Consider the following 14,263-nt stretch of genomic DNA (forward strand, 5'->3'; position numbering starts at 1 on the left):
AACGGGTGATGGCCGCGAGAGTGGCGCGGATTCTAGCATCGAGTCGGGAGATGGTGTAGGAAGCGGCGGGAGAACGGCGTGCTGCGCGGGGTAGAAGCTACTGGGGGAGCCTAGGCTCCCCCCCAAGTAGGTGCGTGCTTCGTTTTTATTGTTATGGCGAACGTGTTGTTCTTGTTGAGGTGTTCGCTTGATCGGGTCAGCGACCCGGGGACAAGCTCCCAAGCCGGGAACCAATAGCAAACGGATTACTTTGGATGCTGACGCTACCTTGATCATTCCATGACCCAACCAGTTCAGGAGCTGCCTCGTGGCAGTTTTATTGTTCTCGGCCTGGTTGTGGGGCGAACCCCAAAGGCAATTCCGTTCCAAAATGATCAGTTAGCTGCGCCTCCGCCCTGTTGTTTTTGTTGTGCTGGAGCCGATACGTCTTATTTTTATTGTTTTGGGTCGTGCTTGTTATTGTTGTTGTGCGCTAGAGAGAGCAGGACTCGTGCCATTTTTTTAGAGCCCTTTAAAAACAAAGACTTACTAGGTTTCTGTGGCGTGCGGCGGCAATAAAAAAGCCGGGTCTTCGTTACCGATAGACCCGGCCTTTGTTACGAGATGTCGATTGGGTAACGGTTTTAGGGAACCTTTCGCGTGCTGTCCTTGTCGGCGCTACTGGCCACTCAGGTGCCGGTCACCGCGCCGGATTTGCGTCTTGGGATGCCCAGGCGCTGGCGCCGCTCCCACAGGCACTTGCGGCTGATGCCGAGCTTGCGCGCCAGTTCGGTCTCGGTCATGTGGTCCTGGTGTTCCAGCACGAAGTGCTGGAAATAGTCTTCCAGTGACAGGTCCTCGGTCGGCTCCATACTGCTGTTGCCGGCCTGGGTGGGGGCACCTGCGAATTCGTCGTCGCTGTCGTCCAGGTTGTCCAGCTCGATGTCGATGCCCAGCAGCTCGGCCGAGATGGCGGTGTTCTCGCAGAGGATCACCGCGCGCTCGATGGCGTTCTCCAGTTCGCGGACGTTGCCCGGCCAGGCGTAATGACGGATCGCCTGTTCGGCGTCCGGGGCGAAGTGCAGGTCGTCACGCCCCATGCGGGTGCACTGGCGCAACAGGAAGGCGCGGGCGATCTCGATCACGTCGTTGCCGCGCTCGCGCAGGGCTGGCAGCTTCAGGGCGATGACGTGCAGGCGGTAGTACAGGTCCTCGCGGAACTGGCCGACCTTGGCCAGGCCCTTGAGGTCGCGGTGGGTGGCGGCGATCAGGCGCACGTCGACCTTCTGCGACTGCACCGAGCCGACCCGGCGGATCTCGCCTTCCTGCAACACGCGCAGCAGGCGGGCCTGGGCCTCCAGCGGCAGCTCGCCGATTTCGTCGAGGAACAGCGTGCCGCCATCTGCGGCCTCGACCAACCCGGCGCGGCTGGCGCTGGCGCCGGTGAAGGCGCCTTTCTCGTGGCCGAACAGTTCGGACTCGATCAGGGTCTCCGGGATCGCCGCGCAGTTGACCGAGATCAGCGGTGCCTTGGCGCGCCTGGACAGGTTGTGCAGGGCGCGGGCGACCAGCTCCTTGCCGGTGCCGGATTCGCCCTGGATCAGCACATTGGAGTCGGTCGGCGCGACCTTGCGGATCTTGCCGTAGAGCTCCTGCATGGGGGCGCAGGAGCCGATGATGCCGATCTCGCCGCTGCCGGCCTCGGCGCCCTTGTCGGCGCCGCCGCGGCTGCTGGCGGGGCGCTCGCCTGGGCTGCTCTTGGCGGTCTGGCGGTCGCGCAGGATGCGCGCCACGGTCTGCAGCATCTCGTCATGGTCGAAGGGTTTGGCGATGTAGTCGACCGCGCCCATTTTCATCGAGTCCACCGCCGAGCGCAGGCTGGCATAGCTGGTCATGATCAGCACCGGGGTGCCCTCGGCCAGCTTGATCATCTCGGTGCCGGGGGCACCGGGCAGGCGCAGGTCGCTGACGATCAGGTCGAAGCCGGGGATGCTGAAGCGTTCCTGGGCCTCCTGCACCGAGCCGGCTTCGCTGACCTGGTACTGGTTGCGCTCGAGCAGGCGGCGCAGGGCGGAGCGGATGATGGTTTCGTCTTCGACGATCAAAATATGAGGCATTAATCTGGTCTCTCGACGGTCTCAGGTCGCAGGTTCAATTCGCTATGGACGTCGCCTCGACATGCCGCGGCAGGGTCACCCGGATGCGGGTGCCGCGCTGGTGCTCGGGGTCGGCCGGGCTGTCGATTGTTATCTGTCCATAATGCTCCTCCACGATGGAATAGACCAGCGCGAGGCCGAGGCCGGTGCCCTTGCCGACCTCCTTGGTGGTGAAGAAGGGTTCGAACAGGCGATCCATGATCGCCTTGGGAATACCGCTGCCTTCGTCCTCGACTATGAGGTCGACGGTGTGCTCGGAGGCCTCGCTCTTGACCCGGATCGCCGCGCCCGGCGGGGAGGCGTCGCGGGCGTTGGACAGCAGGTTGATCAGCACCTGGGCCAGGCGTTGGGCGTCGCCTTCGGCCCAGTGCTCGGGGTCGCACAGGTTGAAGAACTGCACCTCGACGCTGCGCCGATTCAGCGCCAGCAGGCCAATGGCGTCCTGTGCCACCTGGGCCAGGGACACCGGCTCGTCGGTCTGCAGGTGGGTGCCGGAGTGGGCGAAGCTCATCAGCGACTGGACGATGCGCGAGACCCGCTTGGTCTGTTCGAGTATCTGTTCGCTGATCTCGGTCAGTTCACCGTCGTCTTCGCGTTCCTCGCGCAGGTTCTGCGCCAGGCAGGCGATGCCAGTGATGGGGTTGCCGATCTCGTGGGCCACCCCGGCGGCCAGGCGGCCGATGCTGGCCAGGCGTTCGGAGTGCACCAGCTTGTCTTCCAGCAGCTGGGTCTCGGTGAGGTCCTCGACCAGCAGTACCAGGCCGCTGTTGCCGGGCGCCAGCGGCTCGTCGATGGCCGCCTTGTGCAGGTTGAGCCAGCGCACCTGGCCGTCCAGCTTCAGCTGCTGCTTGTGCAGGTGCTGGTCGGGCAGTTCGATGAAGCGGGTGAGCAGGCCGAGCCAGGGCTCGCCGAGGGTGGCCAGGCGCGAGCCGACCACGCGCTGCGCGGGAATCTCGGTGAGCTCCTCCATGGCCCTGTTCCACATGAGGATTTCCTGGTCCTTGGCCAGCGAGCAGACGCCCATGGGCAGCTCCTGCAGGGTCTGGCGGTGGTAGCGGCGCAGGGCGTCGAGCTCGGCGGCCAGGCCGGTGAGGCGCGAGTGGTAGTCCTCCAGGCGACTCTCGATGAAGTGGATGTCCTCGGTGACGTAGCTTTCGCTGCCGGCCTTGTAGGGCAGGAAGGTCTCGACTATGTCCTGGGCCACGCTGGGCCCCATCAGCCCGGAGAGGTTGGCCTCGATGCGGTCGCGCAGGCGGCGCAGGGCGTAGGGCCGGCCTTCGTCGAAGGGCAGGTGCAGGTCGCGCAGGGCCTGCTCGACCTCGCGCTGGGCGGTCTTGGCGCCCAGGGGCTTGGCCAGCTGGGCGGCGAACTCCTGGGGCGACAGGGCCAGCAGCTCGCGACGTTGCGGGCGGCGCACGTTGTCCACCGCGCAGGCCTCGGCGGCGCTCTTCTCCTCGGGGCTGGCCTCGGTGAACAGCGAGACCAGGGTGAACACCAGCACGTTGACCGCCAGCGAGCCGATCGCGGCGAAGTGCCAGCTGCTGTCGTCCAACACGTAGACCAGGTTGAACAGCGGCAGGTAGAAGCCCTGCAGGTTGCCGACCATCGGCAGCAGCATGCCCACCACCCAGACGCCGATGCCGGCCAGCAGGCCGGCGATGAAGCCGCGGCGGTTGGCGGTCGGCCAGTACAGCACCGAGAGCACCCCGGGGAGGAACTGCAGGGTGGCGACGAAGGCGACTATGCCCAGGTTGGCCAGGTCCTGCTCGGCGCCGAGCAGGTGATAGAAGCCGAAGCCGGCCATGATGATGGCGAAGATCAGCGCGCGGCGGGTCCACTTCAGCCAGCGGTAGATGTTGCCTTCGGCCGGCGGCTGGTACAGCGGCAGTACCACATGGTTGAGGACCATGCCCGACAGTGCCAGGGTGGTGACGATGATCAGCCCGCTGGAGGCCGACAGGCCGCCGATGTAGGCGATCAGCGCCAGGGTCTGGCTGTTCAGCGCCAGCCCCAGGCCGAGGGTGAAATACTCCGGGTTGGTGGTCGCGCCCAGGCGCAGGCCGGCCCAGAGGATCAGCGGCACCGCCAGGCTCATCAGCAGCAGGAACAGCGGCAGGCCCCAGCTGGCGCTGACCATGGCCCGCGGGTTGAGGTTCTCGGTGAAGGTCATGTGGTACATGTGCGGCATGACGATGGCCGAGGCGAAGAACACCAGCAGCAGGGTGCGCCACGGGCCTTCCTGCAGCGGCGTGTGCAGGCTGGTCAGCGCGGCCTGGTTCTGCACCAGCCAACTCTCCAGCGCCTGGGGACCGTCGAACACGCCGTACAACGCATAGAGGCCGATGGCCGCCAGCGCGCCGAGCTTGACCACCGACTCGAAGGCGATGGCGAACACCAGGCCCTCGTGCTTCTCGCGGGTGGCGATATGGCGGGCACCGAACAGGGTGGTGAAGAGGATGATCAGGCCGCAGAAGGCCAGGGCCACGCGGTCTTTCACCGGCTCCTGGGTGAGGATGCCGATGGAGTCGGCCACCGCCTGGATCTGCAGCGCCAGCAGCGGCAGCACGCCGATCAGCATGAACACCGTGCTCAGGGCGCCGGCCCAGGTGCTGCGGAAGCGGAAGGCGAACAGGTCGGCCAGGGACGACAGCTGGTAGGTGCGGGTGATGCGCAGGATCGGGTAGAGCAGCACCGGCGCCAGGAGGAAGGCGCCGGACACCCCCAGGTAGCTGGCGAGGAAGCCGTAGCCGTACTGATAGGCCAGGCCGACGGTGCCGTAGTAGGCCCAGGCGCTGGCGTAGACGCCGAGCGACAGGGTGTAGGTCAGGGGGTGGCGGATGATCCAGCGCGGGATCAGGCCGTGTTCGCTGACCCAGGCGACGCCGAACAGCACCAGCAGGTAGGCGGCGCTGATCAGGATCAGTTCGGTCAGGCTAAAGCTCATCGGCATCTCGTTGGCTCTGCGGATAAAGAGAGTGGGCGGTCACTGGGCGCCGCTGCGGATCAGAGCTCGTCGGTAGCGCGCAGGCTCTGCGAAGAATGATAAAGGGCGGTCACCGGGTTTCCCCGGCATGCTTCAAAGTTCATCGGTATCGCGCTGGCTCTGCAGGATAAAGGTCACCACGATGAGGATCAGCCACAGCAGATAGGGCCGGTACCAGGCGCCGTTGGGGTCGGTCCACCAGTCCATGATGGCCGGGGAGAACAGGTAGATCCCCACCACCAGGATCAGAACCAATCGATAGATATACATGCCGCTTCTCGTCTCGGGAGTGTCGCGATGGTAACGGATGCGCGCCGGCCTGCGTAGGGCGCCATGACGGCCTGCACGCCCGGCGGCATGGGGATGGCAGGGGCGCGGCAGTGCAGTCCGAGGGCGCCCGCGGCGCCTGCTGGGGCGCGCGATGGGGGGCGAGGGACTAGAGTCTTTGTAACAGAGCTAAGGCATTAGTCTTGCGCAGCGTGCGTACCGTCCAGGCTCGCAGGAGGCCCACCGTGTCGATCCATGTCGCCCTGCACCACGTCAGTCATTATCGCTACGACCGTGCGGTCCAGCTTGGCCCGCAGATCGTGCGCCTGCGTCCGGCGCCCCACAGCCGCACCCGGGTGCTGTCCTACGGCCTGAAGGTCGAGCCGGGCGGGCACTTCCTCAACTGGCAGCAGGACCCGCAAGGCAACTACCTGGCGCGCCTGGTGTTCCCGGAGAAGACCCGCGAGATGAAGGTGGAGGTCGACCTAGTCGCCGAGATGGCGGTGTTCAACCCCTTCGACTTCTTCCTCGAGCCTTATGCCGAGCAGATCCCCTTCGCCTACACCGAGGGCGAGCGGCGCGAACTGGCCCCCTATCTGGTGCAGCTGCCGGCGACCCCGCTGTTCGCCGAGTACCTGGCCGGCATCGACCGCACGCCGACGGCCAGCGTCGATTTCCTGGTGGCGCTGAACCAGCGCCTGTCCTGCGACATCGCCTACCTGATCCGCCTGGAGCCGGGGGTGCAGCCCCCCGAGCAAACCCTGGAGAAGGGCTCGGGCTCCTGTCGCGACTCGGCCTGGCTGCTGGTGCAGCTGCTGCGCCACCTGGGGCTGGCCGCGCGTTTCGTCTCCGGCTACCTGATCCAGCTCACCGCCGACGTCAAGGCCTTGGACGGCCCGTCGGGCACCGAGGTGGACTTCACCGACCTGCACGCCTGGTGCGAGGTCTATCTGCCCGGCGCCGGCTGGATCGGCCTGGACCCGACCAGCGGCCTGTTCGCCGGCGAGGGCCACATTCCCCTGGCCTGCAGCCCGGAGCCGTCCTCGGCGGCGCCGATCAGCGGCGGGGTGGACGAGAGCGAGTGCGAGTTCTCCCATGAGATGCGCGTCGAGCGCATCTGGGAGGCGCCGCGGGTGACCAAGCCCTACAGCGCGGCGCAGTGGCAGGCGATCGAGGCCCTCGGCCGGCGGGTCGACGAGGACCTGCAGCGCGGCGACGTGCGCCTGACCATGGGCGGCGAGCCGACCTTCATCGCCCTCGACTATCCGGACGACCCCGAGTGGAACACCGCCGCCCTGGGGCCGAACAAGCGCCGCCTGGCCGCCGACCTGTTCCACCGCCTGCGCGAACACTACGCGCCCGCGGCGCTGGTGCATTTCGGCCAGGGCAAGTGGTACCCCGGCGAGCAGCTGCCGCGCTGGTCGCTTAACTGCTACTGGCGTCGTGACGGCGAGCCCATCTGGCACGATGCCCGGCTGTATGCCGACGAGCAGAGCGATTACGGCGTCGACGCGATCCTGGCCGCGCATTTTCTCGCGGCCCTGGCGCCGCGCCTGGGCATCGGCGGCGAACATTGCTTCGCCGCCTACGAGGACTTCCTCTATTACCTGTGGCGCGAGCGCAAGCTGCCGAGCAACGTCACCCCCGAGGATTCGCGGCTGGCCGACCCGCTGGAGCGCGCGCGCCTGCGCCAGGTGTTCGAGCAGGGCCTGGGCAAGGTGGTGGGCCACGTCCTGCCGCTGGCCCGGCGCGCCGACGAGCAGGGCTGGCAGAGTGGCCCCTGGTTCCTGCGTGACGAGCACTGCCGGCTGCTGCCGGGCGACTCGCCGCTGGGCTACCGCCTGCCGCTGGAGTCGCAGCCCTGGGTCAGGGAGGCCGACTACCCCTATGTGAACCCGGCCGACCCGTCCCAGCCCTTCGCCCCGCTGCCCGGCGCGGCGCAGATCGTCCGGCAGTTGCGCGATGGCGCATCGGAGCAGGGCGCCGAGGTCGCCGCGCCGCAGCCCGGGCAGTCGGCCGCGGCCCTGGTGCGCACCGCCTTGTGCGCCGAGCCGAGACACGGGCGCCTGTACCTGTTCATGCCGCCCTTGAGCCGGCTGGAGGACTACCTGGAGCTGGTCGCGGCCATCGAGGCCACCGCCGCCGAGCTCGACTGCCCGGTGCTGCTGGAAGGCTACGAGCCGCCGGCCGACCCGCGCCTGCAGTTCTTCCGCGTGACCCCGGACCCGGGGGTGATCGAGGTCAACATCCACCCGGCGGGCAGCTGGGCGGAGCTGGTCGAGCGCACCGAGTTTCTCTACCAGGCGGCGCGGGAATGCCGTCTGTCCAGCGAGAAGTTCATGGTCGACGGCCGCCATACCGGCACCGGCGGCGGCAACCATTTCGTCCTCGGCGGTGCGACCCCGGCCGATTCGCCCTTCCTGCGCCGTCCCGACCTGCTGCGCAGCCTGATCGGCTACTGGCACAACCATCCGTCGCTGTCCTACCTGTTCTCCGGCCTGTTCATCGGCCCGACCTCCCAGGCGCCGCGGATCGACGAGGCGCGCAACGATGCGCTCTACGAGCTGGAGATTGCCTTCGCGCAGATGCCCGAGGCGGGCCGGCAGTGCCCGCCCTGGCTGGTCGACCGGCTGCTGCGCCACCTGCTGGTGGACGTCACCGGCAACACCCACCGGGCCGAATTCTGCATCGACAAGCTGTATTCGCCGGACTCGGCCAGCGGCCGCCTCGGCCTGCTCGAGTTGCGCGCCTTCGAGATGCCGCCCCACGCGCAGATGAGCCTGGCCCAGCAGCTGCTCCTGCGCGCCCTGATCGCGCGCTTCTGGCAAGAGCCCTATGCGCCACCGCGGCTGGTGCGCTGGGGCACCGAGTTGCACGATCGCTTCCTGTTGCCGCACTTCGTCGAGCAGGACTTCGCCGATGTGCTGCAGGAGCTCTATGCCGCCGGCTACCCGATACGCGCCGAGTGGTTCGCCCCGCACTTCGAGTTCCGCTTCCCCAAGGCCGGCGACTTCAACGTCAAGGGCATCGAACTGGAGCTGCGCCAGGCCCTGGAGCCCTGGCACGTGCTGGGCGAGGAGGGCAGTGCCGGCGGTACCGTGCGCTATGTCGATTCGTCCCTGGAGCGCCTGCAGGTCAAGGTCAGCGGCATGCCGGCGGATCGCTATATGCTGACCTGCAATGGCCGGCCGGTGCCGCTGCGGCCCACCGGCACGGTCGGCGAGTTCGTCGGCGGCGTGCGCTTCCGCGCCTGGCAGCCGGCCTCCTGTCTACAGCCGAACATCGGCGTGCATGCGCCGCTGGTGTTCGACCTGGTCGACGGCTGGATGAGCCGCTCCCTGGGCGGTTGCCAGTATCATGTCGCCCATCCCGGCGGCCGCAATTACGCAAGCCTGCCGGTCAATGCCTACGAGGCGGAAAGCCGGCGCCTGGCCCGTTTCTTCCGGATCGGCCATAGCCCGGGTACGGTCACGGTCATGCCGCCCACGGCCAACCCGGAGCTGCCGATGACCCTGGACTTGCGCCGCGGCTAGGCGCCGGGCGTTATCCCATCCCTTATCCGTCATTTGTTGAGTGAGCCATGTCCGATCTGCTTGCCGATTACCACCTGACAGATGCGGCCTACCACGAGCTGGTCGATGGCAAGGGCAAGGTGCGGGCACACTGGCGCCGCCTGTTCGAGCGGCTGCAGCGCAGTACCCCGGCGCAACTGGCGCAGCGCCTGGCCCTGGTGGAACGGCAGATCCAGGAAAACGGCGTGACCTACAACGTCTACGCCGAGCCCGACGGCGCCGACCGGCCCTGGGAGCTGGACCTGCTGCCGAACCTGATCCCGGCGCAGGAATGGCAGCAGATCGCCGCCGGGGTGGCGCAGCGCGCCAGCCTGCTGAATGCCGTGCTGGCGGATATCTACGGGCCGCAGCGGCTGATCGCCGACGGCCTGCTGCCGGCCGAGCTGGTGTTCGGCCACAACAACTTCCTCTGGCCGTGCCAGGGCGTACAGCCGCCGGGCGGCACCTTCCTGCATCTGTATGCGGTGGACCTGGCGCGGGCCCCGGACGGCCGCTGGTGGGTCACCGCCGATCGCACCCAGGCGCCATCCGGTGCCGGCTACGCCCTGGAGAACCGGCAGATCGTCTCGCGCACCCTGCCGGAGCTGTACCGCGAGCTCAACGTGCAGTACCTCGGCGGTTTCTTCCGTACCCTGCAGGACAGCCTGGCGCAGCAGGCGCCGGCCGACGGCGAGACGCCCCTGGTGGTGTTGCTGACCTCCGGGCGCTTCAACGAGAGTTACTTCGAACATCTGTATCTGGCGCGTCAGCTCGGCTATCCGCTGGTCGAGGGCAGCGACCTGACCGTGCGCGACGCCACCCTCTACCTCAAGACCCTGGGCGGCTTGCGCCGGGTGCATGCGGTGCTGCGCCGGCTGGACGCCGATTTCTGCGATCCCCTGGAGCTGCGCACCGACTCGGCGCTCGGCGTGCCCGGGTTGCTGGAGGCGGTGCGCCGCGGTCGTGTGCTGGTGGCCAATGCCCTGGGCAGCGGGGTGCTGGAGTCGCCGGGCTTGCCGGGCTTTCTGCCGGCGATCGGCCAGCGGCTGCTCGGCGAAGAACTGTTGCTGCCGAGCATCGCCAGCTGGTGGTGCGGTGAGCCGCCGGTGCTGGAGCAGGCGCTGGAGAAACTGCCGGAGCTGCTGATCCGGGCGAGTTTCCCCTCCCAGAGTTTCGCCCCGGTGTACGGGCGCGATCTCGATCCGGCCCAGCGTGCGGCGCTGGCCGAGCGCCTGCGGGCCAGGCCCTATGCCTATGTCGCCCAGGCCCTGGCGCAGTTGTCCCAGGCCCCGGTCTGGCTGGGCGAGGCGGGTGGCCTGCAGTCCCGTGCCATCGGCATGCGGGTGTTCGCCGTGGCCAGCGCCGAGGGCTATCGGGTCATGCCCGGTGGCCTGACCCGGGTGGCCGCCGAGGCCGATGCCGAGGAGGTGTCGATGCAGCGCGGCGGGTCGAGCAAGGACACCTGGGTGCTCGGCGAGCGTCACGCCGCCGGCGAGCCCTGGCAGTGGCGGCGTTCGCTGGGGGTGGCCGACCTGGTGCGCAGCGACCCCTTCCTGCCGTCGCGGGTGGTGGAGAACCTGTTCTGGTTCGGTCGCTACAGCTCGCGCTGCGAGGATGGCGCACGCTTGCTGCGCATCATGCTGGCGCGCTATGTCGACGATGACGACGATCCCCAGGCCCTGCAGACCGCCCTGGCCTTGGGGGAAAGCCTCGGCCTGCTGCCCGAGGAGGAGAGCGGCGAGCTGGAGCAGCGCCTGCTGCAGGCCCTGCTCGGGGTCGACTGGCCGGCCAGCCTGAAGGCCAACCTGCAGCGCCTGCAATGGACCGCCGGCAGCGTGCGCGGCAAGCTGTCCCAGGGCAACTGGCAGGTGCTGCTGGAGCTGCAGCGCGAGGCCCAGCGACTGGACGCCGAGGTCGAGGACTTCGGCGAGTTGCTGGACTACCTCGACGGCCTGCTGATCTCGCTGGCGGCCTTGTCCGGCTTCGCCCTGGACGACATGACCCGCGACGACGGCTGGCGCTTCCTGCTGCTCGGGCGCAGCATCGAGCGCCTGCACTTCATGGCCGAGAGCATCGCCGGTTTCCTGCGCAGCGACGCCGTCGCCGACGCATCGGCCCTGGGCTGGCTGCTGGAGCTGGGCAACAGCAGCATCACCTATCGCACCCGCTACCTGGCCTCGGCGCAGCTGATCCCGGTGCTCGACCTGTTGCTGCTGGATGCGCAGAACCCGCATGCCGTGCTGTTCCAGCTGCGGACCCTGCTGCGTTCGCTCAAGCGCCTGGGCGAGCACTTCGAGTTGCCTGTCGAGGTGCCCCTGTTGCAACTGGAGCGGCAGTTGAGCGGCTTCAGCCTGGCCAGCCTGGAGAACCCGCTGTTCGGCCCGAGCAGCGTGACGGCGGTGCTCGAGGGGCTGGCCGAGCTGCTGGAGCGCATCGCCCAGGCCGGCGAAGACGCCTCCGAGCATCTCGGCCTGCGCTTCTTCGTGCATGTCGATCCGAGCCAGGGGACCCAGTCGACATGAACAGTGCGACCTATCAAGTCATCCACGACACCCGCTACCGGTATTCGGCCTCGGTGTCCCTGGCCCAGCAGCTGGCGCATTTGTGGCCGCGGCCCTGCCCCTGGCAGCACTGCCACGAGCGTCGCTTGCAGGTCAGTCCGTCACCCAGCCAGCGCCGCGACGAATTCGATGTGTTCGGCAACCCGCTGACCCGGCTGGTGTTCGAGCGTCCCCATGATGCCCTGGTGGTGGGCACGCGCCTGCGCATCGAGGTACTGGCCCGGCCGCCGCTGGCACTGCGTGATTCGCCGCCCTGGGAGAGCATCAGCGGCGCCCTGAGCTACAGCGGTCAGGCGTTGCCCGACGCCTTGCTGGAGGCTGCCCGCTACCGTTTCGAGTCGCCCTATGTGCGGCTCAAGCAGGCCTTCGTCGACTACGCCGCCGACTGCTTTCCGGCCAGGCGCCCGCTGTTGCTGGCGGTGCAGGCGCTGATGGGCAAGATCTTCGACGAATTCACCTTCGATGCGGTGGCCACCCAGGTGGCCACGCCACTGCTGCAGGTGCTGGAGGCGCGCCGCGGGGTATGCCAGGACTTCGCCCACCTGATGCTCGCCTGCCTGCGTTCCCGCGGCCTGGCCGCCCGCTACGTCAGCGGCTACCTGCTGACCCAGCCGCCGCCGGGGCAGCCGCGGTTGATCGGGGCCGACGCCTCGCACGCCTGGATCTCGGTGTACTGCCCGCGCCAGGGCTGGGTCGACTTCGATCCGACCAACAACGTCCTGCCGGCCCTGGAGCACATCACCCTGGCCTGGGGGCGCGACTTTGCCGATGTCTCGCCCCTGCGCGGGGTGATCCTCGGCGGCGGCAGCCACGACCCCGAGGTGAGCGTCACCGTGCTGCCCCTGGCCGCGCCCGAGGCCGCGGCGCCGGCCTGAGACGGCTCAGCGCGCGGTCGCGGGCTTCAAGGCCCGCCACAGCCGGGTGGCCAGGGTGACGGCGACCAGGGTGATGGCGCCGGCGACTATGCCGCCCAGGCCATTGATCAGCGGCGGGACCAGCGCGCCCAGCAGGTCGTGGCCGGTGGCCTGGGCCAGCTGCTCGATGGCGTGGTGGGCGACGGGCACGCCATGGCTGAGGATGCCGCCGCCGACCATGAACATCGCCGCGGTGCCGAGCACCGACAGGCCCTTCATCAGCCAGGGCGCCGCCCGCAGGATGGCGCAGCCGAGCCCGCGTTGCAGGCGAGCGACCAGGTCCGCGCCGGCGCGCCGGTTGAGGTACAGGCCGGCGTCGTCGAGTTTGACGATGGCGGCAACCAGGCCGTAGACCCCGGCCGTGATCAACAGGGCGATGCCGGTCAGCACCATCAGCTGCTGGCTGAAGGGGGCCGCCGCCACCGTGCCCAGGGTGATGGCGATGATCTCGGCGGAGAGGATGAAGTCGGTGCGCACCGCCCCGCGAATCTTGTCGCGCTCGAAGGTCAGCATGTCCACCTGCGGGTCGGCCACCGCCTGCACCAGCTGCTGGTGCTGCACCAGGTCTTCCTCCGGCGCGTGGAGGAAACGGTGCGCCAGCTTCTCGAAGCCCTCGTAGCAGAGGAAGGCGCCGCCCAGCATCAGCAGGGGCGTCACCGCCCAGGGTGCGAAGGCGCCGATCAGCAGCGCCGCCGGCACCAGGATCAGCTTGTTCTTCAGCGAGCCCTTGGCCACCGCCCAGACCACCGGCAGTTCCCGTTCGGCGCGTACGCCGGTGACCTGTTGGGCGTTCAGCGCCAGGTCGTCGCCGAGCACGCCGGCGGTCTTCTTCGCGGCGACCTTGGTCATCAGGGCGACATCGTCGAGCAGGGTGGCGATGTCGTCGAGCAGGGTCAAAAGGCTGGCGCCGGCCATGCAAGGGTTCCTTCTCTTGGGGCGTTTGAGTGATGGGGGCCGTGGCCGCTCAGTCGGGGTGGCGATCGACCCACTTCGGCGCCGCGCTCGGTTGCCACTGGCGCAGCGTCTGCAGCAGTTCGCCCGGCGAGTCGCCGAGCTGGAGCATGGCGCGGTGCTGGGAGCGGACGAAACGCTCGGCCACCAGGTGGTCGAGGAAGTCGCCGAGCTTGCTGTAGAAACCGCCGACGTCCAGCAGGCCCAGGGGCTTGCTGTGGTAGCCGAGCTGGCCCCAGGTCCATACCTCGAACAGCTCCTCCAGGGTGCCGAGGCCGCCGGGCAGGGCGATGAAGGCATCGCTGAGTTCGGCCATGCGCGCCTTGCGCGCATGCATGCCGTCGACCACCTCCAGGCGGCTCAGGCCCTGGTGGCCGATCTCCGCCCGCTCCAGGCTCTGCGGGATGATGCCGATGACCTCGCCACCGGCGGCCAGCGCCGCGTCCGCGACGACGCCCATCAGCCCCACCGCGCCGCCGCCGTAGACCAGGCGCAAGCCCTGCTCGGCCAGGTGGCGGCCGAGGCTTTCCGCGGCCTGGCGGTAGAGGGGCTGGGCGCCGGGGCTGGCGCCGCAGAACACGCAGATGGATTGCAGGGACATGGTCACTCCTGAAGGCGAATCGAGGCGCTCAGGGTAGCGGTTGTGCCCGCCGCGACCAAGTCGTTACAGCGGTAGTTCGGTGCCGCTGGCGCCGCAGGCATAGCTGGCGAGCAGGCGTTGCAGCAGGGTGGTGATGGCCATGGTCATTCTCCGACGAGGGGCTGGCCACAGTGTAGGCGTCGCCGCCGCCGGCGATCCGCTTGATTGTCTCGATGGGGGCGATAGTCGGAACGCCGCGCACGCGACGGATGCATCACCAAATGGAATGACATGGCGAATAAAGGTTGTTTGTTGTCGGCC

The 14,263-nt window shown here is 68.3% G+C and carries 8 protein-coding genes; 3 read left to right on the forward strand and 5 right to left on the reverse strand.

All coding sequences use genetic code 11. From position 1 onward, the window contains the following. Positions 1–668 precede the first annotated feature (668 nt). The 3 genes from SBP02_RS03445 to SBP02_RS03455 form a co-directional block, all read right to left on the reverse strand. A complete protein-coding gene (locus tag SBP02_RS03445) occupies positions 669–2,096 on the reverse strand; it encodes a sigma-54-dependent transcriptional regulator (RefSeq protein ID WP_318645017.1) in 1,428 nt (475 codons plus the stop codon). Between the two features lie 34 nt (positions 2,097–2,130). Further along, positions 2,131–5,085 (reverse strand): sensor histidine kinase, encoded by a 2,955-nt coding sequence (locus tag SBP02_RS03450; protein ID WP_318645018.1) that lies wholly within the window; start codon positions 5,083–5,085, stop codon positions 2,131–2,133. 126 nt (positions 5,086–5,211) lie between these two features. Next, positions 5,212–5,388, reverse strand: coding sequence for a hypothetical protein (locus tag SBP02_RS03455; protein WP_208708330.1), 177 nt, complete (start codon positions 5,386–5,388; stop codon positions 5,212–5,214). 242 nt (positions 5,389–5,630) lie between these two features. On the opposite strand from SBP02_RS03455, the gene SBP02_RS03460 reads away from it, so the two are divergent. Genes SBP02_RS03460 through SBP02_RS03470 form a run of 3 tightly spaced genes read left to right on the forward strand, consistent with a single transcriptional unit; the run spans position 5,631 to position 12,372 of the window. Next, positions 5,631–8,918, forward strand: a complete 3,288-nt coding sequence (locus SBP02_RS03460) for a transglutaminase family protein (RefSeq protein WP_318645019.1) — start codon at positions 5,631–5,633, stop codon at positions 8,916–8,918. A gap of 47 nt (positions 8,919–8,965) precedes the next feature. After that, on the forward strand, positions 8,966–11,458 hold the full coding sequence (locus tag SBP02_RS03465) for a circularly permuted type 2 ATP-grasp protein (RefSeq protein ID WP_318645020.1): 2,493 nt from the start codon (positions 8,966–8,968) through the stop codon (positions 11,456–11,458). Then, complete coding sequence (locus tag SBP02_RS03470; RefSeq protein ID WP_318645021.1) at positions 11,455–12,372, forward strand: transglutaminase family protein; 918 nt, start codon at positions 11,455–11,457, stop codon at positions 12,370–12,372. The genes SBP02_RS03465 and SBP02_RS03470 overlap by 4 nt, the downstream gene beginning before the upstream one ends. A 6-nt stretch (positions 12,373–12,378) precedes the next feature. On the opposite strand, the gene SBP02_RS03475 is transcribed toward SBP02_RS03470, so the two are convergent. Then, positions 12,379–13,326, reverse strand: a complete 948-nt coding sequence (locus tag SBP02_RS03475) for a DUF808 domain-containing protein (RefSeq protein WP_318645022.1) — start codon at positions 13,324–13,326, stop codon at positions 12,379–12,381. Positions 13,327–13,375: 49 nt separating this feature from the next. Further along, positions 13,376–13,963 (reverse strand): LOG family protein, encoded by a 588-nt coding sequence (locus SBP02_RS03480; RefSeq protein WP_318645023.1) that lies wholly within the window; start codon positions 13,961–13,963, stop codon positions 13,376–13,378. Between the last annotated feature and the right edge of the window lie 300 nt (positions 13,964–14,263).

This window comes from Pseudomonas benzenivorans, from assembly GCF_033547155.1.
Taxonomy (GTDB): Bacteria; Pseudomonadota; Gammaproteobacteria; order Pseudomonadales; family Pseudomonadaceae; genus Aquipseudomonas; species Aquipseudomonas benzenivorans_B.

Coding starts and splice junctions, on each gene's coding strand:
- SBP02_RS03445 (WP_318645017.1), bottom strand. CDS start 2,096: ATGCCTCATATTTTGATCGTCGAAGACGAAACCATCATCCGCTCCGCC.
- SBP02_RS03450 (WP_318645018.1), bottom strand. CDS start 5,085: ATGCCGATGAGCTTTAGCCTGACCGAACTGATCCTGATCAGCGCCGCC.
- SBP02_RS03455 (WP_208708330.1), bottom strand. CDS start 5,388: ATGTATATCTATCGATTGGTTCTGATCCTGGTGGTGGGGATCTACCTG.
- SBP02_RS03465 (WP_318645020.1), top strand. CDS start 8,966: ATGTCCGATCTGCTTGCCGATTACCACCTGACAGATGCGGCCTACCAC.
- SBP02_RS03470 (WP_318645021.1), top strand. CDS start 11,455: ATGAACAGTGCGACCTATCAAGTCATCCACGACACCCGCTACCGGTAT.
- SBP02_RS03475 (WP_318645022.1), bottom strand. CDS start 13,326: ATGGCCGGCGCCAGCCTTTTGACCCTGCTCGACGACATCGCCACCCTG.
- SBP02_RS03480 (WP_318645023.1), bottom strand. CDS start 13,963: ATGTCCCTGCAATCCATCTGCGTGTTCTGCGGCGCCAGCCCCGGCGCC.